Source organism: Flavobacterium sp. (assembly GCF_044348915.1).
In the GTDB taxonomy this organism is placed as follows: Bacteria; Bacteroidota; Bacteroidia; order Flavobacteriales; family Flavobacteriaceae; genus Flavobacterium.
The window spans coordinates 18,889-42,572 of sequence record NZ_JBIKRX010000020.1 but is presented as its reverse complement, the minus strand read 5'-3'; the positions used below and the strand labels follow the sequence as shown (position 1 = coordinate 42,572).

The 23,684-nt window shown below is 34.8% G+C and carries 28 protein-coding genes and 1 pseudogene; 11 read left to right on the top strand and 18 right to left on the bottom strand.

All coding sequences use genetic code 11. The annotated features are described in order from the left end of the window. Nucleotides 1–270: 270 nt before the first annotated feature. The 14 genes and pseudogenes from ACIQ1E_RS05650 to ACIQ1E_RS05585 form a co-directional block, all read right to left on the bottom strand. Nucleotides 271–360: pseudogene (locus ACIQ1E_RS05650) on the bottom strand (F0F1 ATP synthase subunit gamma); the annotation flags it as partial. Between the two features lie 4 nt (nucleotides 361–364). After that, nucleotides 365–952, bottom strand: coding sequence for a Uma2 family endonuclease (locus ACIQ1E_RS05645; protein ID WP_396169491.1), 588 nt, complete (start codon nucleotides 950–952; stop codon nucleotides 365–367). Between the two features lie 125 nt (nucleotides 953–1,077). Continuing rightward, entirely contained in the window at nucleotides 1,078–1,938 is an 861-nt protein-coding gene (gene atpG, locus ACIQ1E_RS05640) for an ATP synthase F1 subunit gamma (protein WP_396169490.1), read from the bottom strand. A gap of 70 nt (nucleotides 1,939–2,008) precedes the next feature. Next, nucleotides 2,009–3,586 (bottom strand): F0F1 ATP synthase subunit alpha, encoded by a 1,578-nt coding sequence (gene atpA / locus ACIQ1E_RS05635; RefSeq protein ID WP_396169488.1) that lies wholly within the window; start codon nucleotides 3,584–3,586, stop codon nucleotides 2,009–2,011. Nucleotides 3,587–3,603: 17 nt separating this feature from the next. Then, nucleotides 3,604–4,137, bottom strand: coding sequence for an ATP synthase F1 subunit delta (gene atpH, locus ACIQ1E_RS05630; RefSeq protein ID WP_396169486.1), 534 nt, complete (start codon nucleotides 4,135–4,137; stop codon nucleotides 3,604–3,606). 1 nt (nucleotide 4,138) lies between these two features. Continuing rightward, nucleotides 4,139–4,639, bottom strand: coding sequence for a F0F1 ATP synthase subunit B (locus tag ACIQ1E_RS05625; protein ID WP_396169484.1), 501 nt, complete (start codon nucleotides 4,637–4,639; stop codon nucleotides 4,139–4,141). Between the two features lie 89 nt (nucleotides 4,640–4,728). Beyond that, entirely contained in the window at nucleotides 4,729–4,920 is a 192-nt protein-coding gene (gene atpE / locus ACIQ1E_RS05620) for an ATP synthase F0 subunit C (RefSeq protein ID WP_073367797.1), read from the bottom strand. Nucleotides 4,921–5,025: 105 nt separating this feature from the next. After that, nucleotides 5,026–6,168, bottom strand: a complete 1,143-nt coding sequence (atpB, locus tag ACIQ1E_RS05615) for a F0F1 ATP synthase subunit A (protein WP_396169482.1) — start codon at nucleotides 6,166–6,168, stop codon at nucleotides 5,026–5,028. 116 nt (nucleotides 6,169–6,284) lie between these two features. Next, nucleotides 6,285–6,683 carry a hypothetical protein gene (locus tag ACIQ1E_RS05610; RefSeq protein WP_396169480.1) on the bottom strand — a complete coding sequence of 133 codons (399 nt, stop codon included), beginning with the start codon at nucleotides 6,681–6,683 and terminating at the stop codon, nucleotides 6,285–6,287. An 85-nt stretch (nucleotides 6,684–6,768) separates the two neighbouring features. Further along, nucleotides 6,769–7,002: an AtpZ/AtpI family protein gene (locus ACIQ1E_RS05605; protein ID WP_396169478.1), complete on the bottom strand. Its 234-nt coding sequence runs from the start codon at nucleotides 7,000–7,002 to the stop codon at nucleotides 6,769–6,771. After that, complete coding sequence (locus ACIQ1E_RS05600) at nucleotides 6,965–7,375, bottom strand: polymer-forming cytoskeletal protein (RefSeq protein WP_396169477.1); 411 nt, start codon at nucleotides 7,373–7,375, stop codon at nucleotides 6,965–6,967. Before ACIQ1E_RS05600 ends, ACIQ1E_RS05605 begins: the two co-directional genes overlap by 38 nt. Nucleotides 7,376–7,381: 6 nt before the next feature. Beyond that, nucleotides 7,382–10,219, bottom strand: coding sequence for a tetratricopeptide repeat protein (locus ACIQ1E_RS05595; protein WP_396169475.1), 2,838 nt, complete (start codon nucleotides 10,217–10,219; stop codon nucleotides 7,382–7,384). 86 nt (nucleotides 10,220–10,305) lie between these two features. Continuing rightward, nucleotides 10,306–11,001 (bottom strand): ABC transporter ATP-binding protein, encoded by a 696-nt coding sequence (locus tag ACIQ1E_RS05590; RefSeq protein WP_396169473.1) that lies wholly within the window; start codon nucleotides 10,999–11,001, stop codon nucleotides 10,306–10,308. A 56-nt stretch (nucleotides 11,002–11,057) separates the two neighbouring features. Continuing rightward, entirely contained in the window at nucleotides 11,058–12,518 is a 1,461-nt protein-coding gene (locus ACIQ1E_RS05585) for a DUF5687 family protein (RefSeq protein WP_396169471.1), read from the bottom strand. Nucleotides 12,519–12,641: 123 nt separating this feature from the next. Here ACIQ1E_RS05585 and ACIQ1E_RS05580 point away from each other — a divergent pair, with 123 nt between their 5' ends. The 6 genes from ACIQ1E_RS05580 to ACIQ1E_RS05555 all read left to right on the top strand — a co-directional run bounded on the left by ACIQ1E_RS05580 (nucleotide 12,642) and on the right by ACIQ1E_RS05555 (nucleotide 16,395). Further along, nucleotides 12,642–13,694: a 2Fe-2S iron-sulfur cluster-binding protein gene (locus tag ACIQ1E_RS05580; RefSeq protein ID WP_396169470.1), complete on the top strand. Its 1,053-nt coding sequence runs from the start codon at nucleotides 12,642–12,644 to the stop codon at nucleotides 13,692–13,694. A 332-nt stretch (nucleotides 13,695–14,026) separates the two neighbouring features. Then, on the top strand, nucleotides 14,027–14,452 hold the full coding sequence (locus tag ACIQ1E_RS05575) for a hypothetical protein (RefSeq protein WP_396169468.1): 426 nt from the start codon (nucleotides 14,027–14,029) through the stop codon (nucleotides 14,450–14,452). After that, nucleotides 14,449–14,904, top strand: a complete 456-nt coding sequence (locus ACIQ1E_RS05570; RefSeq protein ID WP_396169466.1) for a hypothetical protein — start codon at nucleotides 14,449–14,451, stop codon at nucleotides 14,902–14,904. The genes ACIQ1E_RS05575 and ACIQ1E_RS05570 overlap by 4 nt, the downstream gene beginning before the upstream one ends. 154 nt (nucleotides 14,905–15,058) lie before the next feature. Continuing rightward, nucleotides 15,059–15,520: a hypothetical protein gene (locus ACIQ1E_RS05565; protein ID WP_396169464.1), complete on the top strand. Its 462-nt coding sequence runs from the start codon at nucleotides 15,059–15,061 to the stop codon at nucleotides 15,518–15,520. Between the two features lie 64 nt (nucleotides 15,521–15,584). Then, entirely contained in the window at nucleotides 15,585–16,076 is a 492-nt protein-coding gene (locus tag ACIQ1E_RS05560; RefSeq protein ID WP_396169463.1) for a HEPN family nuclease, read from the top strand. 10 nt (nucleotides 16,077–16,086) lie between these two features. Beyond that, nucleotides 16,087–16,395: a hypothetical protein gene (locus tag ACIQ1E_RS05555; RefSeq protein ID WP_396169461.1), complete on the top strand. Its 309-nt coding sequence runs from the start codon at nucleotides 16,087–16,089 to the stop codon at nucleotides 16,393–16,395. A gap of 38 nt (nucleotides 16,396–16,433) precedes the next feature. Here the strand turns inward: ACIQ1E_RS05555 and ACIQ1E_RS05550 are convergent, their stop codons facing one another. Together ACIQ1E_RS05550 and ACIQ1E_RS05545 are read right to left on the bottom strand one after the other, a co-directional pair. After that, complete coding sequence (locus ACIQ1E_RS05550) at nucleotides 16,434–17,462, bottom strand: glycosyltransferase family 9 protein (RefSeq protein WP_396169459.1); 1,029 nt, start codon at nucleotides 17,460–17,462, stop codon at nucleotides 16,434–16,436. Nucleotides 17,463–17,596: 134 nt separating this feature from the next. Beyond that, nucleotides 17,597–18,202 (bottom strand): DUF4254 domain-containing protein, encoded by a 606-nt coding sequence (locus ACIQ1E_RS05545; protein WP_396169457.1) that lies wholly within the window; start codon nucleotides 18,200–18,202, stop codon nucleotides 17,597–17,599. A 125-nt stretch (nucleotides 18,203–18,327) separates the two neighbouring features. Between ACIQ1E_RS05545 and upp the strand changes: the two genes are divergently transcribed. Beyond that, nucleotides 18,328–18,981 (top strand): uracil phosphoribosyltransferase, encoded by a 654-nt coding sequence (upp, locus tag ACIQ1E_RS05540; protein WP_396169455.1) that lies wholly within the window; start codon nucleotides 18,328–18,330, stop codon nucleotides 18,979–18,981. On the opposite strand, the gene ACIQ1E_RS05535 is transcribed toward upp, so the two are convergent. Beyond that, nucleotides 18,976–19,905: a DUF6427 family protein gene (locus ACIQ1E_RS05535; RefSeq protein ID WP_396169454.1), complete on the bottom strand. Its 930-nt coding sequence runs from the start codon at nucleotides 19,903–19,905 to the stop codon at nucleotides 18,976–18,978. The genes upp and ACIQ1E_RS05535 overlap by 6 nt on opposite strands. A gap of 135 nt (nucleotides 19,906–20,040) precedes the next feature. Between ACIQ1E_RS05535 and ACIQ1E_RS05530 the strand changes: the two genes are divergently transcribed. After that, nucleotides 20,041–20,271 (top strand): uracil phosphoribosyltransferase, encoded by a 231-nt coding sequence (locus tag ACIQ1E_RS05530; RefSeq protein ID WP_396169452.1) that lies wholly within the window; start codon nucleotides 20,041–20,043, stop codon nucleotides 20,269–20,271. A 31-nt stretch (nucleotides 20,272–20,302) separates the two neighbouring features. Here the strand turns inward: ACIQ1E_RS05530 and purD are convergent, their stop codons facing one another. Further along, nucleotides 20,303–21,577 carry a phosphoribosylamine--glycine ligase gene (gene purD, locus ACIQ1E_RS05525; protein ID WP_396169450.1) on the bottom strand — a complete coding sequence of 425 codons (1,275 nt, stop codon included), beginning with the start codon at nucleotides 21,575–21,577 and terminating at the stop codon, nucleotides 20,303–20,305. A gap of 191 nt (nucleotides 21,578–21,768) precedes the next feature. On the opposite strand from purD, the gene ACIQ1E_RS05520 reads away from it, so the two are divergent. Genes ACIQ1E_RS05520 through ACIQ1E_RS05510 form a run of 3 tightly spaced genes read left to right on the top strand, consistent with a single transcriptional unit; the run spans nucleotide 21,769 to nucleotide 23,677 of the window. Next, nucleotides 21,769–22,050, top strand: coding sequence for a type II toxin-antitoxin system RelE/ParE family toxin (locus tag ACIQ1E_RS05520; RefSeq protein WP_396169448.1), 282 nt, complete (start codon nucleotides 21,769–21,771; stop codon nucleotides 22,048–22,050). A gap of 14 nt (nucleotides 22,051–22,064) precedes the next feature. Continuing rightward, the gene (locus ACIQ1E_RS05515) at nucleotides 22,065–22,367 is read left to right on the top strand and encodes a HigA family addiction module antitoxin (RefSeq protein WP_396169446.1); all 303 of its coding nucleotides are present in this window, start codon (nucleotides 22,065–22,067) and stop codon (nucleotides 22,365–22,367) included. Then, the gene (locus tag ACIQ1E_RS05510) at nucleotides 22,367–23,677 is read left to right on the top strand and encodes a phenylacetate--CoA ligase family protein (RefSeq protein ID WP_396169444.1); all 1,311 of its coding nucleotides are present in this window, start codon (nucleotides 22,367–22,369) and stop codon (nucleotides 23,675–23,677) included. Before ACIQ1E_RS05515 ends, ACIQ1E_RS05510 begins: the two co-directional genes overlap by 1 nt. Nucleotides 23,678–23,684 lie beyond the last annotated feature (7 nt).

Here is a 23,684-nt window from a genome sequence, read left to right as displayed (position 1 = left end):
TAACATATTGCCACTTTTTTATACCGAAATATACACTTTTTGGCAATTTAACAGAGCCTTTTTTAATATTATTTTATCACAAGTTATTAACAATCAGATTGTTAATTTGTTTTTAAGGAATGACTAAATATTTGATTTTTAAAATAATTTAAAACAAAATGAGCTCGATACAATATCGAGCTCATTATTATCAAAATTAATTACAAATTTGTCTAAACTTTTGGGTGCAGTGTGTTACGAGGCTTTCAGATATATGTATAGAATAAAATATTATCCTTTCAAAGCTTCCGCTCCACCAACAATCTCCAAGATTTCGTTAGTAATAGCCGCTTGACGTGCTTTGTTGTAAGTCAATTTCAATATTTTAAACCTTATAAAAAACATCTTCAATAGCAATTTCCAATTCTGGGAACAAGGGGCTTCTTATATTTTCGCCTTCGACCTGGGGTTTTAAACCTATGAATTCGTTATTTACTAAAGTGTAAACAAGGATTAATTTGTCATTCGGTTCTATTATCCAATATTCCTTTACACCCGCCTCTTGGTATAAATTAAACTTGGTATGTACATCGTGTTTACTATTGTTTGGAGATATAATTTCGACCATTAAATCTGGTGTTCCGTTACAACCTCTAGCGTCCAATTTGCTTTCGTCGCATATAATACACAAATCGGGCTGTACCACAGTAGAATCTTTTTTGGCTGATGGTATTGGCAAACGAACATCGAAAGGTGCCTGGAAAACATTACAAGGTTTTCGTTTTAAATTTTCATAAAAACAGCCCGTTAAATTACTTGATATTCTTTGATGTACCATACTCAGAGCAGGACTCATTTTTAGAATAAACCCTTTTATCAATTCAACACGCTCTTGAAACTGCCATAACAAATAGTCGGAGTAACTATATGTTTTGGTTAAATCCAAATCCGATAATTTAGTAACTATTGCCATAGCTGTAGACTTTAAAAAGCAAATTTAATGAATTGTTACTAATATTTTGAGAAAATTAAAAAAGCCAGCAATTTTTGCTGGCTTTTTTAAATCTAATTCCCCCGCCGCGGCGGGGGAAGGAGGCTTTATCCTTTCAAAGCTTCCGCTCCACCAACAATCTCCAAGATTTCGTTAGTAATAGCAGCTTGACGTGCTTTGTTGTATGTTAATTTCAATTGATCTCTCAATTCGGTTGCGTTGTCTGTTGCTTTGTGCATTGCCGTCATACGCGCTCCGTGCTCTGATGCAAATGAATCACGAATACCTTTGTACAATTGTGTTTTCAATGCTTTTGGAATCAATGTCAAAACAATTTCGTCCTTTGCAGGTTCAAAAATATAATCTCCTGTTGAAGCTGGCTTATCAGATTTTATTGGAGCCAAAGGCAAAAATTGCTCGGTTTGAACGATTTGAGTTGCAGCATTTTTAAATTGGTTGTACACCAATTCGATTTTATCATATTCACCTGAAACAAATTTTTGAGTCAATGTTTCAGCAATTACAGTAACATTCTCAAAAGTCAAATGATCGAAAACCTGACTTTGATTGTCTACAACTTTTAAAGTTTTTGATAAAATATCATTTCCTTTTTTACCAATCGCAAAAACATCTACTTGCTTTCCAGCATAATAATCAGCACGGTTTTTGGCTTCTTTAATTACATTGGTATTGAACGCACCACACAATCCTCTGTTTGAAGTGATAGCAACAATTAATACTTTTTTTACTTCACGTTGTGTTGTAAATTCTCCCCCCACATCACCATCAAGTGAAGCAGAAAGATTTTGTAATAATTCCGTTAATTTTTCGGCATAAGGGCGCATTGCAGTGATGGCATCTTGTGCCTTCTTCAACTTTGCTGCAGAAACCATTTTCATCGCAGCAGTAATCTGCATCGTCGATGAAATGGAAGTAATTCTATTACGGATTTCCTTTAAATTTGCCATTCTAAATGTGATAATATAACAATTTACCAATGTGCAAATTCATTTACACATTGATAAACTGATTAATTGATTAATTGTACTTTGCTGAAATTTCTTTAGCTGCTGCCTCAAGTACATCTGTAATTTCGTCAGTCAGTTTTCCTGCTTTCAAAGCGTCAAGAGTATCTCTGTGTTTGTTGTTCAAGTATTCTAAATAATCTTTTTCGAATTCTTTTACTTTATTCACAGGGACATTACGCAACAAGTTTTTAGAACCTGCATAGATAATGGCAGTTTGATTTTCAACAGTATAAGGGTCGTTAAGGTTTTGTTTCAAAATCTCTACGTTTCTTTTTCCTTTTTCGATTACGTTCAAAGTAACAGCATCTAAGTCAGAACCAAATTTAGCAAACGCTTCCAATTCACGGAATTGTGCTTGATCTAGTTTTAATGTACCTGCCACTTTTTTCATTGATTTAATCTGAGCGTTACCTCCAACACGAGATACCGAAATACCTACGTTGATCGCTGGACGAACTCCTGAGTTAAACAAATCACCATCCAAGAAAATCTGACCATCAGTGATCGAAATTACGTTGGTTGGGATATATGCAGAAACGTCACCCGCTTGAGTTTCGATAATTGGTAAAGCTGTCAACGAACCACCACCTTTTACGATTCCTTTCAAAGAATCTGGTAAGTCATTCATGTCTTTTGCGATACTATCATCGGCGATTACTTTACAAGCTCTTTCTAATAAACGAGAGTGCAAGTAGAAAACGTCTCCAGGATAAGCCTCACGTCCCGGTGGTCTTCTTAACAAAAGAGAAACCTCACGGTAAGCAACTGCCTGTTTTGATAAATCATCATAAACAATCAAAGCTGGACGACCAGAATCTCTGAAATATTCTCCAATTGCAGCACCTGCCATAGGAGCGTAAACTTGCATTGGAGCTGGGTCAGAAGCATTAGCAGCTACAATTACTGTATAAGCCATAGCACCTCTTTCTTCTAACATTTTTGCAATTCCTGCAACAGTCGAAGCTTTTTGTCCAATAGCAACATAAATACAAAATACTGGTTTTCCAGCATCGTAAAATTCTTTTTGATTCAAGATGGTATCCAAACAAACGGTAGATTTACCAGTTTGACGGTCACCAATAACTAGCTCACGTTGTCCACGACCAACTGGAATCATTGCATCTACTGCTTTGATACCGGTTTGTAATGGCTCAGTAACTGGCTGACGGAAGATAACTCCAGGAGCTTTTCTTTCTAAAGGCATTTCGAATAATTCACCCGTAATTGGTCCTTTACCATCAATTGGTTGACCTAAAGTGTTTACTACACGACCTACCATTCCTTCTCCTGTTTTAAGAGAGGCAATACGTTGTGTTCTTTTTACAGTTGAACCTTCTTTGATTCCTGTTGATGGTCCTAAAAGTACCACACCCACATTGTCTTCTTCAAGATTCAATACAATAGCTTCAAGACCATTGTCAAATTCTACAAGCTCACCGTATTGAACATTAGAAAGCCCGTAAACACGAGCAATACCGTCTCCTACATTAAGTACAGATCCAACTTCTTCTAAAGTAGCTCCAGATTCAAATCCTTCTACTTGTTTTCTTAATATTGCTGAAATTTCAGCAGGTTTAATTTCCGCCATAATTATATATAAATAATCTAGTTATTCAATTCTCTTTTTAAAACTTGTAATCTGTTTGCAACAGAACCATTGTATTGTTTGTCGCCTATTCTTAAAATAAAACCTCCAATAATTGCAGGGTCTATTGTATTTTCAATTGTAATTTTCTTGTTTGAAAACGTTGCAATTTTAGCCGAAACCTTAGCTTCTAATGCTGCGTCCATTGCGATGGCTGTAGTTACTTTGGCAACTTCAACACCATTCATAATATCAAACAATTTGTTGTACTCTAATGCGATGGCATCCAAAATTTCAAATCTTTTGTTTTCCATTAATAAACGGAAAAGGCTTTTGGTTACCGCATTTGAATCAGCGAAGATGGCTAAAAGTGCGCTTTCTTTTTGCTCTACATTAATAGTTGGACTTTGAATAAAAGTATTCAATTCCAAATTGGTATTAATTGTAGAAGAAACTAATGCCATATCAGCACTAACTTGAGAGGCTACTTTTTTGGAATCTGCGATTTCCAAAATGGCTTTTGCGTAACGAATTGCTGCTCTTGTACCTGACATATTAGCTTAATTTTGCGTCGCCTAACATTTTTTCTACTAATTTTACTTGAGTAGCTTTGTTAGATAATTCTTCTTGTAGTAATTTTTCAGCTATTTCTATAGATAAAGTCGAAACTTGAAGTTTCAATTCGGCCATAGCAGTGTTTTTTTCACTTTCGATAGCAGCTTTTGCTTGTTCGATCATTTTTTGACCTGCAGCTTGCGCTTCATTTTTAGCATCGGCAACCATTTTTTCTTTGATTTCGCGCGCATCTTTTAACATAGCATCACGCTCTAATCTTGCTTCTTGCAAAATACGTTGGTTGTCCGCCTGAAGATTTTGCATTTCTTTTCTAGCATTGTCAGCAGAAAGTAAAGCATTTTTAATTCCTTCTTCTCTTTCGTTAACGGCATCTAAAATAGGTTTCCAAGCAAATTTTTTCAATAGCAAAACCAAGCCTACAAATATTATTGTTTGCCAGATAAATAATCCAAACGAAAAATCATTTATTAACTTTTCCATAGTATGTCTTTAATAGTAATCCTTTTAATTTAATTTTTTTTAAACAAAAGCTGCAACCAACCGTTACAGCTTTTTGTTTTTTTGTAGCATTATACAGCGAACAAAGCTGCAAATCCAATACCTTCAATAAGCGCAGCTGCAATAAGCATAGCTGTTTGAATTTTTCCAGTAGCTTCTGGTTGACGAGCGATTGCATCCATTGCAGAACCACCGATTCTACCAATACCAATACCTGCTCCAATAACTACTAATCCTGCTCCAACGATTTTAGGAATTTCCATAAAAATATGTATTAAAAATTAAACATTCTCTTTTAGGTTTATAGTTTGGGGTTTATGGTTTATTGTTACTAAACAACAAACTCTAAACAACAAACAACAAACATTTTAGTGATGCGCCTCTTCGTGATGATGCTCTTCTACTGCTGAACCGAAGTACAAAGCAGAAAGCATTGTGAAGATGTACGCTTGTAACAAGGCAACCAATATTTCGATGATTGAAATAGCGAATGACAACATAAATGACAAGCTACTACCCAACCAACTTTTGAAAATAAATATCAATCCAATCAAACTCATCAAAACTACGTGACCTGCAAAAATGTTCGCGTACAAACGAATCATCAAGGCAAATGGTTTGATGAATACACCTAATAATTCAATTGGTGCCAAAATAATTTTCATCGGAGTTGGCACACCTGGCATCCAGAAAATGTGTCCCCAATAATTTTTGTTTGCTGTAAGTGTAGTAATGATAAATGTGATTATCGCTAATCCAAAAGTAGCTGCGATATTACCTGTAACGTTGATTCCTAGCGGAGTCAAACCAAAGATATTCAAAAACCATACAAAGAAAAAGATGGTCAATAAATAACTCATATATTTTTTATAGTGCTTTTCGCCAATGTTTGGAATGGCAATTTCGTCACGGATGTACAAAATAATTGGCTCGAAAAAACGACCAGCTCCTGCAGAAATCCCACCATTTTTAGCAAATGATTTAGCCAAGCTAGTAAACAATAGGAACATAATCATCGCAACAACCATTATCGTCAAAACTCCTTTTGTGATAGAAAGGTCGATAGGCTGAGCATTTGTTGGATGTCCGTGCTCTTCGGTTAAAGTTCCGGCTGCATCAGTTTTGTATATTTTTTCGTGGTGTAAAACGTAGTAGTTTCCGTTGCTTTCTGCAACAGCTTCTCCGTGGTGAAATTTTGAAGAAGAGAAAAAGTGAACTCCGTTATCCCAAAGGATGATTGGCAAAGGGAAACCATAGTGCTCTCCCGTTTCTGCATTTGCAGAAATCGAAAAATCGTGACCATCTAAAACGTGATGCCCAATAACTTCTTTTATTTGTTCCTTAATTTCCGAAGTTTCGCCTTCAGCTGCTGGCGCTGCTTCGTGGGCAACATCTGTATTTTCAGTAGGTACTGGAGTGCCTTCTGAAGGGTCATTGGCAAAACCAAATACTGGTAGAGAGGCTATTAAAATCGCTATTATTAATTGAAGTGGTTTGTTTGAAATCACCATAACTGCTTATTAACTTTATTTTTAGTTTCCGAAATTGGGTGCAAAGGTACATTTTAAATTAATATGTTAAAAACATTAAATAAAAAAAATGATGCTTTTGCCTTTTTAAAGATATTTTAAGGCTTATTGTTTAACATTCTGATGGTTACAACCGTCTCTAGCGCCAGAAAAAATGCGAAAATGAGGAAAAAATTGATTTTTTCATACCTAAGGTTGGCATTTTCTGAATTCAAGATAGGCGATAAAAGAAGATATGAAAGTCCCATTTTTACGCAGGTTACTAAAAGAAAAGTATAGCCTACATTATCAATGTTCTTCTCTTTTACCTTAATAAGAATCAACATCAAAATCAGTGAACAAGAAAAGAAAAAGCCATACACAACTTCAATCGGGAAATGAAAACCGTGTAGTTTAGGATGATTTTCATTCAAGAAAAAGACCAATTTGTGCACGAGATAAATTAGAATTGAAAGAAAAATAACTTCAAGAATGGGTTGGTATTTTTTTAAATTCATCTTTTACGATTTACTTTAAATTTTATTAGAATAGATTTATGACAAACAGTCGGTGGTTTTTGCTGCTAAATTCAAACGATTTTGTTTATGAAGATTTATTGATCTCTTTCAATTGCCTATTGATGTTGTAAAAAGCAATGGCAACTCCTAACAGAGTAAGGATTTTGACAAATACATTATGTGAATTGGGGTATTTTTCATCCAACTTATTGCCAAAATACGCAAACAAAAAAATAATTGCTCCCATTTGAATGGGAATGTTGATGAAAGCCAACCATTTATTATTGGTTCGTTTCTTCTGGTTTTGGTTGTCCATCATTTGGAACGGGATTTTTCGAATTGGTTTTCATCATACAAGAAGCGCTAAAATCGGCGCCTGGTTCTACTGATAGCTTACCGCAAATAACTTCACCATAGATTTTGGCTTTGTTTTTTACGTTTAATATTTCTAAAACTTGTATTTTGCCCTTAAACTTCCCTTCGATATCGGCATTTTTACAAATAATGTCTCCTGTAACACTTCCTGCAGGACCAATTACGAGTTTCCCTTTGGTTTGAAAATTTCCTTTTAATTCTCCATCTAGCCGGAAATCGGCATTAGAAATAATGTCTCCATTGATAAGGGTTCCTTCAACAATTCTGTTGGTTTTCCCCAGAAGTTCCGTATATGATTTTGTCTTTTTTTCAAACATAATACTCTATTTTGGAGGTGAAGTGGTCTTAGAAGTATCGCTGCCATCGGTTTTAGGAATACCCCCAGGAGGTCTTGTTCTAGCGGCTTTGCTTGGCGGCGGAGCTGCTTGTTTTGGACTTTCGTCATCCGGGCTATTAATATCAACTGCAGTTTGTGGCGCTACAGGCTGCGGGGCAGCTGTTTGTGTCTTCGCTGGCTGAGCAGGAACTGCCAATGTTTGTTGCGGATTTAAATACGCCTCTAGATTTTTTTTGATTTGAACCACTTTATAATTTTCATTCGAAATCACTATGCCCGGCTCAGTAACTTTATACTTTTTGTCCTCTTTCAGAATGGAAGCAACATTCTTGGCATACAACTCTGATTTTATACCCTGAAACACAAAGAAGTTTTCTTTTTCAGTATAAATATCGAAGGTATACTTTAGCCTTGAACCATTTTCGTCGGCAACGAATTTCTTGATTTTTTCTTCTAGTGCTTTGGTGTTTTTGTCATCATGCTTACCAACTTTGTACAATAACTTCCAGTTTTTTGTGTCCGTAGTGGTGAAATTCATTTTTTCCAGCAATGGAATCTGAGTAGTCAAAATTTCCTTTGCGTTTTTACCTTCTTCAGTAGACGGATAATTATCGGTAACGAATTGCATTGCCTTTTTGTACTCATCTACTCCTCTCAATTTTCCAACGGTGTTTGCTTTTAGCAATTCGTATTTAGGAACAATCTCGTCTCCATAATATTGAATTATTAACCCGTCTACTTTCTCTAAAATCAATACAAATTGTTCATCCTGATACATTTTATACCACTTTTCATATTCGGCTTCAGTAGTTTCAGATTCAGTTGCCGTACTCGGGTTTTTGTTATTGATGATTTGGGCATATCTCGAATCTGGATATTGACTTGAAATGCGATTTTTCATCTCTTGCGCTTTGGCGGCATCAGTAATTTGATAAATTTTATATAAATTGTATAACGAAGGTAAAACCAACTTTTCTTCTGGATTTTGTTGCAATAACTCTTCTAATTTATCGCTTGCCAATTCGTATTCCTTAAGTTTTTCTTTGTAAATGACTCCCAATTGATAGTAAGCAAAGTTTCTGTCTTTAGCAATTCGGTCTACTTCTGCTTGAGAATTCGGTAGCATACCAATATAAAATGAGGTAGAATATTGTGGCGTTTCTACAACAATAGCTTCTTTTTCTTCTTCGGCTGGTTCAGCATCAGCAACAGCAGCATCCGTTCCATTTTTCCTTGTTGGAATCCGCCAATTGCCATCTAAAACTCTATTTCCGAACTTTTTCTTGAATTCTATCTTGCCATACGCCACGGTCGCTGGATTATAAAAATAAAAAACATTGGATGAATTATTAGACGAAAGTCCTGCCATTGCAGGTGGAGCAGGTGATTTTTGCAGTGGAGGTCTTACTCCTTGTCTAGCCGCGGCCGAAGGATCGGGATCGTCATTCGAGGCAAGATTGTTTCTAGCGATGTTCTCCTGAATTTCCTTTTGTTTTTCGGCTAAAAGCCTTTTTTCTTCATCTGATTTTTTTAATTTACTGATATAATCTTCAAAATAAGCAACCCTATCAGCGTCATTCATGGCCATAACATTCAGGATGCTATCATTTGTCTTAGCAATCAATTCCAAACCGATTACTTCGTCTAAATCTCTTCGGACTTTGGTAATGTGAATGTGCTCTCTAGTTTTAAAATCCAATTTTACCAATGTACTATCGTAATACTTGGCAGCTGTAGTATAATCAGTGTTTTTGAAATACATATTCCCTAGGTTTCTGTAATTCGAAGCAATCAGATACTTGTCTTGGGACTTTGTTTTTAAAGAAGCATTGTAAAATTCTTTAGCCAATTCCTGATCATTGTATTTGTCATAGAAAACACCCATTTCATAATAAAGAATGTCTTTGAATGGTCTGTTTTCTCTGTCAGCAACTAATTTATTATACCTTTTCACAAAAGCATCGCCATCGCCATTATCAAAATCGAATAACTGAGCTCTTTTCGCATAAGCTTGAATTACATACTCTCTATCCGCTTTTCTGTTCATATCGATTACCTTCTGATAATAAATCAAAGCGGTGTCTCGAACACCTAATTCTTGATACAATTGGCCGAGAATAAAGCGATATCGTGTTTTTTCAAAATTAATTTTGGTGTTTTTTTCGGCAATTTTCAATTTTGCTATTGCGCTATCTCGCTCTTCAAGATTTAGATATGATTCGGCTAAAAGGGCATTGGCATCAGCTACAACTTGGCGTTTGAGCTTTTTTTCTTTTAAAAGTTTGGCGATGTTTTTTAGAACCTGAGCATCGTTTCCTAAACGCATATTGGTTTTCTCTCTCCAAATTTTGGCGGGGTTGATATTACTGCTCGTAGGATATTTGTATAAGATGTAATTAAACGCTTCAAGTGCCGGAAAAAAGCGTTGATCATAATACCTAGATTTCCCCAAAAGAAGATACGCTTCGTCCATTTGGTAATTTCTTTCTTGCCCATCAATATTCATCGAGTGTTTTTGAATGGCTTTGGTCGCCTTGGCTTCAGCGGCTTCAAAATCAGGGTTTTTAGAACTTCCTTCTGGCGAACCATCGTCTTTAATTTGCATTCTTTCTATAGGCAAACGCTTCCAGAAATTGTCTTTGCTACTGCTATTTATACCAAGAACGCCCTTGTCTAATGACTTTTGCCCATTAAACAAAATATTATCCCTAGCACTTAAGGCATGAGAATTTCTAGAAAGAAAAGTGTCTTTCTTTGTAGAGCAAGCTACCAGAAAAAGCAAAAAGAGGATGAAAAATGAAGGTGCAAATATCTTGGTTTTCAATGGGAAACAGTTTATCATTTAACTTTCAAAAGTACATTTTAGTATAATGACTGGTAAAAATACGTTTCTTTTTGAAATATAGAAATTTATACCGCAAAAAACGTTTCTAATTCTTGCAAGGTCTCGGCCGATGTTTGAATGTCTTTGACCACTTCGCCTTTGTTTAAAGCAACAATTCTATCGCAAACTTCTACGGTATGTTGCAAATCGTGGCTCGAAACCAAAACGGTAACATCGGGATTTGCAGCAAGCTCTTTGATTATTTTTTTCAATCGGCTCACCGTTGTTGGATCCAAATTGGCAAAAGGTTCGTCGAGAATTACTACTGAAGGATTGCCAATGAGTGTGGCAATAATACCTACTTTCTTTTGGTTTCCTTTGGATAAATCGCGGAGATATTTTTTGTTTTTCAAGATTTCACCATTAAAAAATTCTTCGTGTTTGGCCAATAATGCATCGACGTCGGCTTTGTTTTGACCGCGCAAATCGCCAATGAAATAGAAATATTCTTCGGGTGTGAGATAACCAATCAAGAAACTTTCGTCAAGAAAAGACGACGTAAAAGGTTTCCAGTTTTCACTGGTATTTACCTGAACTTCGTTGTTGATAATGTTACCTGTCGAGGGTTGAATTAAATCCAATAGCAAACTGAAAAAAGTGGTTTTTCCAGCGCCATTATTGCCCACAAGACCAAAACTTTGTCCTTTAGGGATTTCTAAATTGTCTATATTTAAAACGGTAGTTCCGTTGTATGATTTTGAAAGGTTTTGTGCTAGTATCATTTTTATATTTTTTTGATTTCTGTTGAGACGTTGCATTGCAACGTCTCAACGAAATATTATTTTTGTTTGTATGAATGTATGGTATTGTATTTTTCGGTTTTGTACACTTTTTCAATTCGCGAGAAAACGATGTCTCTAAAGGCAAAACCTAAAACCCCGGCAACAGCAACAAATACAAGTCCCAAATTAGGATTCATTAGCGCCGATCCTGCCCAATAAAGTAAAATAGGCAACAATAATTTTGGTAAAGAAAGCAGCATTGCACTGGTATTAAACGCTTTTTTATCGCCAAAAGCGCCCTTGGTAGATTGCAAATCTATTGGTGTTTTAGTGTAAGCACCGCCGAGCAAAACCAAATGCGAATTGACGCCTATATTGTAAATCGCACCTACAATTATCGTTAAGTAAATTTGCCAACCATAAAACAAATAAAATGAGGCCAAAATGGTCGAAATAAAGGTAGCGATAACAATAAGCCACCATTTTGAATTCAAATAACCTTTATACGAAATATTTTGTGTCATCATCAGTTGGTAATAGGAACTGTCCCAACTCGGTACAAATTGTCCGAAAGTGAACAAAAACCCTCCCGAAACGAATATCCCAGCAAAAATTCGCATCACTTCTGGTTGATGAGAGTTGTCTCTAAAAAATATTAATCCGTAAAACAAAAACAAGATACTCATTATTACCGTGGTTCTCGAACGTTTATTTCGCTTGATGAGTTTAATATCATTCTTAAGAAAAGTTCCTAAAGTACCAAATTGGTTCAACCAAGTCAAATCCTCAGTTGTGGCAATTTCGTGTTTTGTTGAAAGCCCTGCATCGAGATATAAATTATTTTTTAGGTAGTTGAAAGTGTAATAATACAAGCCCAACAAAGCCAAAATTGGCAATAAAAACAGCCATTTGGTATGAAACAAACCTTCAAAAAATACTGAAGTATAATCGGTAATATTGAAAAAGTGATAGTATTGACAACCGCCTAAAATCAATACAATTCCAGTAAAAATAACAAAAACATTGTCTTTGTTCGTCAATATAATATTCAGAAAGTTGTTGCTATACACCAAGGCTACCATAGCAAAATGCCACAAAAACACACTTACTACATCATAACCTTCGATCAGTAAAACAATAGTAAAAGGAAGAAAGAAAAATACGTGCAGAAAATTGAAAAATGACAATACTGTTTTTCCAATCGAAAAATTAACAATCGTGGGTCTTGTAAAAGGCAACACCAACAAAGGTCGAATGTTCATCACAGGGATTTTTTGCAACAATAATCGAATGCCCAAATCCAAGAAAAAATAATAAATCAAATATTTGTTTACTTGCTGCAACGGATCGAGATGCATTTGTTTTAATCCGTAAAATGCGCCAATTCCAGCCATTAGAAAAATAAAAGCATAGAGAACGGCCACAAAACCCAAAATAATTTTCAGTGCCAAATTCGTTCCGAACGAAGCCGAACGTATAAAAGACTTCCATTCGAGATAAAGGAATTTTAGAATCATAGTTTTAGAGTTAATTTTTCTAATTAGTTGTTAAAAGTAGGAAAAAGTTACAAGGGCTAAACTTCTAAACCCTTAAACTTCGATATTTTTTTTGGTTTACTATCTTTGCAAAAAAATAATCTTATGCCTTTATTCAAAAAACTTGTCATAAAAGAAATCAAACGCGAGACTGCAGACGCAGTTTCCATCCTTTTTAATGTTCCCGAGGAGTTCAAATCTCATTATACTTTTATTGCCGGTCAGTATGTCAATTTGAGACTAACGCTCGACGGTCAGGAAATTCGTCGCGCCTATTCTATTTGTGCTGAACCGACGAGTGGTGAATTACGAATTGCTGTCAAAGCGGTAAAAAATGGTACATTTTCTCTATTTGCCAACACCAAACTAAAAGTAGGCGATGTGCTAGAAGTAGGGAAACCGGAAGGAAAATTCACTTTAGAAACCGAAAGTCACCACCAAAAAAACTATTCCGCATTTGTAGCCGGAAGCGGAATTACTCCTGCCATTTCTATTTTGAAATCGGTTTTGAAAAGCGAACCAAAAAGTTCTTTTGTCTTGGTTTACGGCAACAAATCGCCGGAAGAAACCATTTTTCATCAAGAATTACACGATTTGCAACTGAAATATACGGGACGATTGTTTGTGCATTATGTTTACAGTCAAGTCAAAACCGACGGAGCGCTTTTCGGAAGAATCGATAAATCGGTCGTGAAATTTGTTTTAGACGACAAACACGCAGCCTTAGCATTCGACAAGTTCTATTTGTGTGGCCCAGAGGAAATGATCAATACGGTTTCGAAAGTTTTGAAGGAACACAACATCAAAGATTCGGCTATTAAATTTGAATTGTTCTCCAGTTCTATTGTCGAAAATACAGAAGCTAGTACTCACGAAGGGCACACCAAAATCTCCATCTCGGTTGACGATGACGAAACGACTTTCGAAATGTCGCAAAAACAAACCATCCTCGACGCCGCTCTCAAACAAGGAATCGATGCTCCTTATTCTTGCCAAGGCGGAATTTGCAGCAGCTGTCTCGCAAGAGTAAAATCAGGGACTGCCGAGATGAAGAAAAACTCCATCCTAAGTGAGGACGAAATCGCCGAAGGTTTGATTCTTACTTGTCAAGCCCATCCAACCTCCGCAGAAATTGTAGTGGATTTTGATGATGTGTAAGCCCCCTCGCCCCCAAAGGGGGAAATGAGGAAATTATAAAACCATAATTACTAACTAAAACTTCTCTGAAAAGGGAAGTTTTTTTGTTTTAAGGGAATTGTGATTTTTCTTATATTAGCGGAATGATATGATAATTGCAATACACTTAGGCTTAGATTGATTTGTGAGTATTTATTCATACTTTAGCAATCACAAAAAACATCACTAGTCAGACAAAGCTAATCAATTTGAGCTGATATGTTGGACATCGTCAGACCTATAAAATAGTTAACTATAATGCTCAGAAGCAATAGGAAATTAATACTATTTGTACTTTTAGAAAAAAATGAAAAATGAAAGACCAAATTATAGACAAAGAGCATATTGAATTGAGAGTTTCCGATTGGAAAAAAAGAATTGAAGATTTATACACAATGATGTCATTTTGGCTTGATGGCTCAAAATATGTTGTTAGGAAAGGATCTAAAATTACGATGTACGAATCATTAATGCAAAATTTCGGTGTTCCTCCAACTCAAATTGATACGATAGATATATTAGATCGAAGATTATATGTCTTAAGCGTCAAACCGAAAGGACTTTGGATTATAGGCGCTAATGGTCGAGTTGATTTGCTATCAATTACAAATCAATATATTCTCGTGGACACTGCAGAGCAATTTAAAGAGCCAAAATGGATAATTTATTATGAGGGCAGAAAAAAGCATACGAGATTAGATAAACAGAGTTTTTTAAAAATTTTAAATAATTCTTTATGAATATTTTTGATAAGCTAGAAGAAATTTATCTGGAAGTTGATAATAATTATGCTTCATTGGAAGTGAAGGCACGTTTTAAAGGTCATCATAAGAAAGAAGCAAAATATAGTTCCAATCGACAATCTAACGATGAAGCATATTATTTGTTTATGTTCACTAGACTTGAAGATCGAGTAAAAGTACTTTCGGAATTACTAATTGATAAGAAAGTTGCTTCACTTACAGATTGGAAAAATAAACGCACTTGGGATATATTACACAAAAGGAAAAAAAATATTCCTTTTATGGACAGAGTTGCGTTATTGACAAAAATTAACGCTGCGGACTATATGCTTATTAATAGATACTATTTACAGAGAAATAGCATTGCTCACGGAGGTACATTTACAACTCCAATCAATATAACAACTGTTGTTGGAGATATGAAAAGATTATATAAAGACTTAGCTTAAAGCCGTTTGGCGATATGGCAGGTTTAGGCTCAATTTAAAGATGTTTTTTTTGTTTGGAAAATTAGTCATTAACCGAAAGTTAAGGTTTTCTTAATCACCAAGTAGTGAAATGTTATATCCAATGAACCAAGATTACAAATAAAAATAATAAAAGATGAAAAAAAGCTATGTCATACTTATAACAATCCTTCTTTGTTCGTGTAATTTCGAAAACTCAAAGCTATCAATTAAACAGAATACCATAACGGGATCATATGATGCAGAAACGATTGTGTCAGATGAAGCAAGAAAATATAGTGCATTTAGTGATGAAAGTATGATTAAGCTTGCTGAAAGAAAATCTATTTATATTTTTAGTGAAAATGAAATAAATTATTTTGAAGAAGAATCTAAATTTTTATATACACCGAAGGCTACTTGGAGGTATTACATTAAAAATAACAAAATATTTACTTGTATGCCATATGTAAATAAATGTAACCCAGAATCATTCGAAGAACATTTTGAAATTTTATCCATTGACACTATTAATGATAATCAGATAATAAAATTAAAGTCGTCGTTTTCTTCTATCACACTAAAAAAAAGTTTATACTTAAAAGAACAGTATCAATAAAAAAGAACTTCGCACCAAACCTTTAGCTGTAGGTGGAAAGTATTAAATAACTAAACTTTATAAAATGGGAATTCCAAATGGAAGTTACGACATCGAATTAATTCGAAGAACAAAAAAACTACTTGAAACTTATAACGGAGAATTTAAATTGACATTATTAATGAATAGTTTACTTAGTTTGATTGTTTTGCCTCAACAGCATAATTCTCGAATTAGAAAACTTAATTTTATGAATCAAAATTTGGCTAATCTTGAAGCAATAGATTACGTGCTGAATTGTAATAACTATTATTTTGATCCAAGAAAGTACAATTCAGACTTGAAAAATCTACTAAATAGAATCCGAAATGGGATAGCACATCAAAGAATTGAAACAATTTCTGAGAATGGAAAATGGCTTGGAGTAATTATTGAAGATTATGATTTGCAAAATAACTTAGGTTTACATTTAGAGCTTACAACAGCAGAGCTAAAACGATTTGCATTATTTATAGCAAACAGTTATTTAAATGCAGTAAATTCACCTTTAGTTCAAGCAACTGAGTTACCTGCTTAAACTGTTAATTATGAAATCCACCCGAGAAATCTTCAAAACCAACCCTTCCCTACTCGACGAACCCGAAGTAGCGCAACTTTTGGACTATTGTGAGCAATTGCAGGATGAAATAGTGGAATTCAAATTTCAGAAAACCAACAACAAAGAATTGGCGATGCTCGATATGCTCAAAGAAGTCATCAAAGGATGTAATGCCATCGAAAAAGAACAAGCGGAACACGAGCGTTTTGGTTTTGAAGCGCCTCACTACCAAGAAACCATTTCGAATCTAAAAAAATATATTTTGGGGCGTTGTCAGGACGAGAAGATTTATTTGTAAATAGGACACAGATAAAACGAATTTTCAAACGCAGATTTTTATTCAATCACCGAATTGATTTTGCCGATAACAGCCTGCACTGAAATAGTTCGCATTGCATCTTCATAACCTGCTACAATTTTGTTTCCATACACTGAAGTCGGTAGTTTTGGATACAAATTTCTATCGGAAACTAAGGCGTTTTCTAAAGGTTGATTGAAAGGCGAAAATCCTGAGAAGGGATGGGTTGCTCCCCAAAGCGTGATAACTTTTACACCCAACATTGCCGCAATATGGGCATTTCCAGAATCCATTGAAAGCATTACATTCAGATTAGAAATGAGTTGTAATTCCTGCCCGAACTTGAGTTTCCCAGCAACAACCACAACATTTTCTTTGCCTTTTGAGAGTGAATCTAGGAGTTCGATTTCCTTTTTTCCACCACCGAAAAGCAAGATTTTATAATTTGAATTTTCAGCTAATTGATTGATGACTTCTTGCATCAAATCCAAAGGATAGACCTTGGAATCGTATTGTGCAAAAGGTGCAATCCCAATTTTAATTCCCGAGAAATCGGGAATCTTTTCATTTCCAACTAGCCTTTTCAAAATAGCATTCGATAAAACTGCCTTTTCAGGAAATGTTGAATACAACAAATCTACCGTAAAACCCAATTCTTCAAACACTTTTGCGTGTCTTTCGAACATTGTGGTCAAGGGTTTGAAAATTTTGTTTTCAGCTCGCGTTAAAGCGGCTTTTTCGGCTCTTGCTTTATCAACAAAAGCAGTTTTTTTTCCACTCAAAGCGAAAAGTGTTCGAACTACTTTGGAACGCAAAACATTATGTAAATCGGCAAAAGCATCGATGTGTAAGGCTTTCAAGTCTCGGAACAATCGCAATAATCCAAAGAATCCTTTGTGGCGTTTTTTTTCGTCGAAAGCAAAGAAAGTAAGATTAGGAATTCCCTCGAAAAAAGGTTTGAAAAACGGACGAGAAATAACCGTGATTTTCAGTTCGGGGTTTTGGATCACAAAAGCCCTTAAAACAGGAACCGTCATGGCGACATCTCCCATTGCGGAAAGTCTCATGACGGCTATATGTTTAATTTTTTTTGACAATTCCCTAATATATAAAAACCATTAAGAGACCAAGGCTCATTAAGTATTACTTAATTTTCTTATCCCGATAACCATCGGGACTTAATGGTTTAAAATAGTATTTCTTATTTTTTATTCTGATACAAAATTGGATTCAAATCATCGTCGTTGTACATTTTCATTTGTTTGTACACTTTCATGAATTTATCACCACTTTCAATATCCGTTAATAAGTCTTCAATTGCTGAAGACAAATCAGTTCTTTGCTCTAACAAAACATTCAATTTTACCTGGCATTTATCTCTATGTTCTTGGGAGGCCTCTTCGCGAGTGGCTTCTTCTTGCATATGATAAATTTTCAAAGCTAAAATAGACAACCTATCAAAAGCCCAAGCAGGACTCTCAGAGTTAATTTTTGCCTCGTTTTTTACAGCTACATGTGCATATTTTTGAAGAAAATAACCGTCGATATATTCTACCATATCGGTACGTTCTTGATTCGAAGCGTCAATTCTTCTTTTTAAAGTCAAAGCGGCAACGGGATCGATATTGGGATCACGAATAATATCTTCGAAATGCCATTGTACAGTGTCAATCCAGTTTTTTAAATATAATAAATGTTCTATTTTTTCCTTCGGGAAAGGATTATTAATAGGTTGGTCAACATTATCAAATTGATGATAATCGCGAATACTTTGTTCAAAAACGGAATAAGCTAATTTTGAAAACATATCTTTTATATTTTATAATTACAAAGATACTTTTTATACTTTTATAGTCTATAAAAAACAGAAGAAGTTTAGCGGATTTTTTGCGGAATTCCTAAATTTACATTTACAAATTTTACTATATCATTATGCAAACACATTATTTATCCGAAGCCAATAGTGTTCTGAATCATTTTTTAGGTCAAATCAGGAACGTGAATGTGCAACACGACAGCATGCGTTTCAGAAGAAATATTGAACGCATTGGCGAAGTAATGGCTTATGAATTGAGCAAAGATTTGCATTATAAAACTATTGAAATTCAAACGCCTCTTGGCATCAAAAAAACTACCGAAATCGAAGATAAATTGGTTTTGTGTTCCATTCTTCGTGCTGGATTACCACTGCATTTAGGTTTTTTAAATTATTTTGACAGTGCCGAAAATGGTTTTGTTTCTGCCTACAGACATCATCCCAATAACGATGAGTTTTTTGATATTTTGGTTGAATATCAAGCTGTTCCCAACATTGAAAATAAGACTTTGTTATTAATTGATCCAATGCTTGCCACAGGACAATCGATGGTGGCTGTTTTTAATAAATTAATGGAAAAAGGGCTTCCAAAAGAAATTCACATCGCCGTAATCATTGCTGCGCCAGAAGGAATTGCCTATCTTGAAAAACATTTGCCGGATTCCTGTCATCTTTGGGTTGCTACTTTAGATGAAAAACTAAATGACAAAAAATACATCATTCCAGGACTTGGGGATGCTGGTGATTTGGCTTACGGAAATAAATTATAATTGAGAGAAAAACGCAAAAAGACTACATAGAATTAGTACTCCTAAAACCAATTCCTGTTTCAACTGAAGCTGCTTTACTTCGATATGACTAGTTGCCATTATAGCCAATGGCGCAATGGTGAAAATTAACAAATCATTGCTTTTGTTGGGAGAAATCGCAAAAATTACCAGTCCGATAAAAAAGGATGCAATTATTTTTTTGAAGGAGGAATTCAGCAATAAAGGTTTACTCGAAAGGGACAGAAACATAGAAACCACAAAAAACAAAGCAACTGTGGCATAAATCGAAAACGCTAAATTCTGGTAATTGTTCGTAAAATAATCTATTTTGAAATTGAAAATGGCGCTATCTGTGACATATCCAAAAATATCTTTTTTGAAAATTAAAGAAACTCCTATTGAGATAATACCTACTGCAACAAAAGCGATAAAAGGCAAAACCCAGTTTCTGTAATCTCTTGCAACGTGAAAAATTATAGAGATAAAGACTAGAACTAGATACAGAATACACCAAAAATGAAACAAGGAGGCAACGAAAATCCATAAAGAGGCATCAAATATTTTCTCTTTCGAAGCTTTTAGTGACTGCAGCGAAATCAACCTTCGCAACGCTAGCAGAATGAAAAAATTGGATAAAATTAGATTCGTATTTCCTAAAACTGAGGGGAAAAACAATAAAAATAGAAAATAGAAAAATATCGCGTAACTACTGTCTTTGCTTAATCCGTTCTTCTTGCAAATGAAATTTGTAATAAAAACAGAGCCCAGCAAAATCAAGAATAAACCTCCCTTTTTTAATATGGAAATAACAGAATTGGTCCAAGACAAATCTTGAAAAAGGGAAATAAAAAAGAAAACCAGCATTAAAATTACTACCAAAAATAAATTTATTGGTGTAGATTTTTTAAAAACACTTGTTATCATAAGGATATTTTATACTTTTGCGACTGTAAATATAATACTTGTACAAAGACGAAACGAGCTAACTAATTTTTTTTCAATAAAATTAAATTCCATAGCAAGTTAGATTGGACACAATTAACAAATAAAATTAATTAGATGAAAGCATTTTTTGAAGGAATTCAATGGTTATTTGAAAACATTTTATTCATACTACACGATTTTTTAAGAAGCCTAGAGCTTAGTAGTTGGTTTGCTGCCAATATTATCAACTGGGGTTTTATGATTATTTGTTCAGTTGCAATCGTATATTGGTGTAAACAATTGATGATCTTCGATGAAAAAGGTGAAGAAAACCAAGACACCACTGCTCACTCTTTCTTGAAATAATAGTTTAAGATAAATCGAATGATACAGGGAACTATTTTAAGTCGTTCCCAATATCTTTTCTAAAATACATCTTATCAAAATGTAGCTTGTCTATGTTTTGGTAAGATTTTTTTATGGCCTCTTCGAAGTTGTCACCAAATGACGTTACAGTCAAAACTCTTCCACCATTACTCACTACATTTTCGTTATCTAATTTGGTTCCTGCGTGAAAAATAATGGAATCCTCCACGGATGAAAGTCCAGAAATCACTTTTCCTTTCTCGAAATCTTCCGGATAACCCCCTGAAACCACTACGATGGTTGTGGCACTTCTTTCATCAATTTCAAGTTCGAATTCGTCGAGTTTCTCGTTGGCTACAGCCAAAAACAATTCTACCAAATCCGATTTCATTCTTGGAACGACCACTTCGGTTTCCGGATCGCCCATTCTCACATTGTATTCAATTACGATGGGTTCGTTTTTCACGTTGATCAATCCAATAAACACAAAACCTTTGTATTCGATTCCGTCTTTTTGAAAACCTGCAATAGTTGGTTTTACGATGCGAGTTTCTATTTTATCCATCAAAACGGCATCTACATATGGAACTGGAGAAACTGCCCCCATTCCACCTGTATTCAAGCCTGTGTCGCCTTCGCCAATGCGTTTATAATCTTTGGCAGTTGGCAGAATTTTATAGCTTTTTCCATCAGTCAAAACAAAACAACTCAATTCTATTCCGTCCAAAAATTCTTCGATTACGACTTTCGAACTAGCTGCACCAAATTTTTGCCCCACCAACATATTTCTCAATTCTTCTTTGGCTTCAGCCAAATCCTGAATAATCAAGACGCCTTTTCCTGCAGCCAAACCATCAGCTTTCAGAACATAAGGTGGTTGCAAAGTCTCCAGAAAATCAGATCCTTTCTCGACTGTTTCGGCAGTAAAACTATCGTAAGCTGCTGTTGGAATATTGTGTTTCATCAAAAATTCTTTGGCAAACTCTTTACTTCCTTCAAGAGTTGCTCCTAATTTTGATGGTCCAATAACTGGAATATCTTTTAAATCTGAATCATTTTTGAAATAATCGAAAATCCCCTTTACTAATGGATCTTCAGGACCAACAACGACCATTTCTACTTTTTCCTTCAGCACCAAAGCTTTTACTGCATCGAAATCGGTTGGGCTAATGTCTACATTATTTGCAATTGAAGCAGTTCCTGCATTTCCCGGTGCTACAAAAAGTTTGTCGCAAAGCGGACTTTGAATCATTTTCCAAGCAAAAGCGTGTTCTCTTCCTCCTGAACCTAAAAGTAAAATTGTCATTGTGTTGTAATTGTTAATTGTGGTGCAAAAATAGTCTGTTTTAAGTTGAAACCCACACTAAAAAATATTTTTTTCAATTGAAATAAAGCGTGTCCCGATAATTATCGGGATGTCATATAAAATTTTTAAATACGTTTTAGGAAGAAACAATAATTTTTTTACTTACTTTTGACGTTAGTAACGCAAAAGGTATGATAATTTCATTTGGATCTAAAGAAACCGAAAAAATTTGGAACGGAATTGTCGTAAAAAAACCAGCAGTTGAAATACAACAAATGGGAAGAAGAAAGCTAAGAATGCTAAATAACTCGCAAGATTTGATCGACTTAAGAATTCCTCCGTCCAATAGACTAGAAAAATTAAGTGGAAATTTAAAGGAGTATTACAGCATCAGAATCAACAACCAATGGCGTATTATTTTTTTATGGGAAAACGGAAATGCCGCTAATGTTGAAATTGTTGATTATCATTAAAAAACTAAAAAATTATGGAAAAGCTAAAAAACATACATCCGGGCGAAATTTTGCTAGAGGAATTCCTCATTCCTTTGGAAATATCTTCTTACCGTTTGTGCAAGGATTTGAAAATTCCGCAAACCAGAATTTCTGAAATTATTAAAGGTAATCGAAGAATAACTGCCGACACAGCCTTGAGGCTTAGCCAATATTTTGGGAATTCTGCGAAATTTTGGCTAGGGCTTCAAGACGATTTTGACATAGAAGAAGAAATAGAAAATAAAAAACAAGAATTAGGATCAATCAAACGATTCAATGTCCAAAAAGTAGCCTAATGTTTCGACTTTTCGATTTTTCTCTCCAAATAAATGGTTTCCCGATGAAGGAAGCCTCAGCCGAATTGCAAAAAATCCAATCTATACCCGAAGAAGAATTTGAAAATTATATTCAAATTAAAAAACAAGAAATTGTTGATTACCATTTAAAAAACAATCCCTCTTATCAAGAACTTGTAGGTAAAACCAATTCAAATCATTGGAATGATTTGCCCATAATGACTAAAAAAGATTTTCAAAAACCATTAATCGAAAGGCTTTCAAAGGGGTTTTCTACAAAAAATGTATATGTGAATAAAACCTCTGGTTCCAGTGGAGATCCGTTCATTTTCGCCAAAGACAAATTTTCACACGCCTTGACCTGGGCTACTATCATTAACCGTTTTGGATGGTACGGAATTGATTTCAATTCGTCTTATCAAGCTCGTTTTTACGGAATTCCGCTGGATTATATTGGCAACAAAAAAGAACGATTTAAGGATTTTTTGAGCAAGCGCTATAGGTTTCCTGTTTTCGACTTATCGGATAAAGTTTTAGAGGGTTTCCTAAATGAATTCGCGACTCAAAAATTCGATTACATCAATGGCTATACTAGTTCTATTGTTTTGTTTGCCAAATTTTTACAGCAAAAAAATATTGTTTTAACAAACCTTTGCCCCAGTTTGAAAGTTTGTGTAGTAACTTCCGAAATGCTTTTTGAGAAAGATAAGAAATTGTTGGAAAAACAATTTGGCGTTCTTGTAGTCAATGAATACGGCGCTTCGGAACTGGATTTGATTGCTTTTCAAAACCCAGAAAACGAATGGCAAGTCAATTCTGAAACGCTTTTTGTAGAAATTATTGACGAAAATAACATCGTTTTGCCTTATGGCAAAGAAGGTCGCGTAGTCATTACTTCCTTGTTCAACAAGGCGCATCCTTTTATTCGCTATGACATAGGTGATATTGGAATTTTACACCCGAAAAGCACAGCGAAAAAACCAATTTTTCAACAATTGATTGGTCGAACGAATGATGTTGCTATTTTACCAAGTGGAAAAAAATCACCTGGCTTGACTTTTTACTACGTAACAAAAAGCATCATTGAAGACGACGGGAATGTAAAAGAATTTGTCATCAAACAAACAAAAATCGATACTTTTGACATTGAATATGTGAGCACAACAGCATTAAATGCAGCACAAATCCTTAAAATTGAAGCAGCTATTACTTTATATTTGGAAAAAGGACTTGTCTTTACATTCATCAGAAAAGAAAAACTCGAAAGAAGTACAAGTGGCAAATTGAAACAATTTGTTTCGTTACTATAATTAGAAA

Coding starts and splice junctions, on each gene's coding strand:
- ACIQ1E_RS05645 (WP_396169491.1), bottom strand. CDS start 952: ATGGCAATAGTTACTAAATTATCGGATTTGGATTTAACCAAAACATAT.
- atpG (WP_396169490.1), bottom strand. CDS start 1,938: ATGGCAAATTTAAAGGAAATCCGTAATAGAATTACTTCCATTTCATCG.
- atpA (WP_396169488.1), bottom strand. CDS start 3,586: ATGGCGGAAATTAAACCTGCTGAAATTTCAGCAATATTAAGAAAACAA.
- atpH (WP_396169486.1), bottom strand. CDS start 4,137: ATGTCAGGTACAAGAGCAGCAATTCGTTACGCAAAAGCCATTTTGGAA.
- ACIQ1E_RS05625 (WP_396169484.1), bottom strand. CDS start 4,639: ATGGAAAAGTTAATAAATGATTTTTCGTTTGGATTATTTATCTGGCAA.
- atpE (WP_073367797.1), bottom strand. CDS start 4,920: ATGGAAATTCCTAAAATCGTTGGAGCAGGATTAGTAGTTATTGGAGCA.
- atpB (WP_396169482.1), bottom strand. CDS start 6,168: ATGGTGATTTCAAACAAACCACTTCAATTAATAATAGCGATTTTAATA.
- ACIQ1E_RS05610 (WP_396169480.1), bottom strand. CDS start 6,683: ATGAATTTAAAAAAATACCAACCCATTCTTGAAGTTATTTTTCTTTCA.
- ACIQ1E_RS05605 (WP_396169478.1), bottom strand. CDS start 7,002: ATGATGGACAACCAAAACCAGAAGAAACGAACCAATAATAAATGGTTG.
- ACIQ1E_RS05600 (WP_396169477.1), bottom strand. CDS start 7,375: ATGTTTGAAAAAAAGACAAAATCATATACGGAACTTCTGGGGAAAACC.
- ACIQ1E_RS05590 (WP_396169473.1), bottom strand. CDS start 11,001: ATGATACTAGCACAAAACCTTTCAAAATCATACAACGGAACTACCGTT.
- ACIQ1E_RS05585 (WP_396169471.1), bottom strand. CDS start 12,518: ATGATTCTAAAATTCCTTTATCTCGAATGGAAGTCTTTTATACGTTCG.
- ACIQ1E_RS05580 (WP_396169470.1), top strand. CDS start 12,642: ATGCCTTTATTCAAAAAACTTGTCATAAAAGAAATCAAACGCGAGACT.
- ACIQ1E_RS05575 (WP_396169468.1), top strand. CDS start 14,027: ATGAAAGACCAAATTATAGACAAAGAGCATATTGAATTGAGAGTTTCC.
- ACIQ1E_RS05570 (WP_396169466.1), top strand. CDS start 14,449: ATGAATATTTTTGATAAGCTAGAAGAAATTTATCTGGAAGTTGATAAT.
- ACIQ1E_RS05565 (WP_396169464.1), top strand. CDS start 15,059: ATGAAAAAAAGCTATGTCATACTTATAACAATCCTTCTTTGTTCGTGT.
- ACIQ1E_RS05560 (WP_396169463.1), top strand. CDS start 15,585: ATGGGAATTCCAAATGGAAGTTACGACATCGAATTAATTCGAAGAACA.
- ACIQ1E_RS05555 (WP_396169461.1), top strand. CDS start 16,087: ATGAAATCCACCCGAGAAATCTTCAAAACCAACCCTTCCCTACTCGAC.
- ACIQ1E_RS05550 (WP_396169459.1), bottom strand. CDS start 17,462: ATGAGACTTTCCGCAATGGGAGATGTCGCCATGACGGTTCCTGTTTTA.
- ACIQ1E_RS05545 (WP_396169457.1), bottom strand. CDS start 18,202: ATGTTTTCAAAATTAGCTTATTCCGTTTTTGAACAAAGTATTCGCGAT.
- upp (WP_396169455.1), top strand. CDS start 18,328: ATGCAAACACATTATTTATCCGAAGCCAATAGTGTTCTGAATCATTTT.
- ACIQ1E_RS05535 (WP_396169454.1), bottom strand. CDS start 19,905: ATGATAACAAGTGTTTTTAAAAAATCTACACCAATAAATTTATTTTTG.
- ACIQ1E_RS05530 (WP_396169452.1), top strand. CDS start 20,041: ATGAAAGCATTTTTTGAAGGAATTCAATGGTTATTTGAAAACATTTTA.
- purD (WP_396169450.1), bottom strand. CDS start 21,577: ATGACAATTTTACTTTTAGGTTCAGGAGGAAGAGAACACGCTTTTGCT.
- ACIQ1E_RS05520 (WP_396169448.1), top strand. CDS start 21,769: ATGATAATTTCATTTGGATCTAAAGAAACCGAAAAAATTTGGAACGGA.
- ACIQ1E_RS05515 (WP_396169446.1), top strand. CDS start 22,065: ATGGAAAAGCTAAAAAACATACATCCGGGCGAAATTTTGCTAGAGGAA.
- ACIQ1E_RS05510 (WP_396169444.1), top strand. CDS start 22,367: ATGTTTCGACTTTTCGATTTTTCTCTCCAAATAAATGGTTTCCCGATG.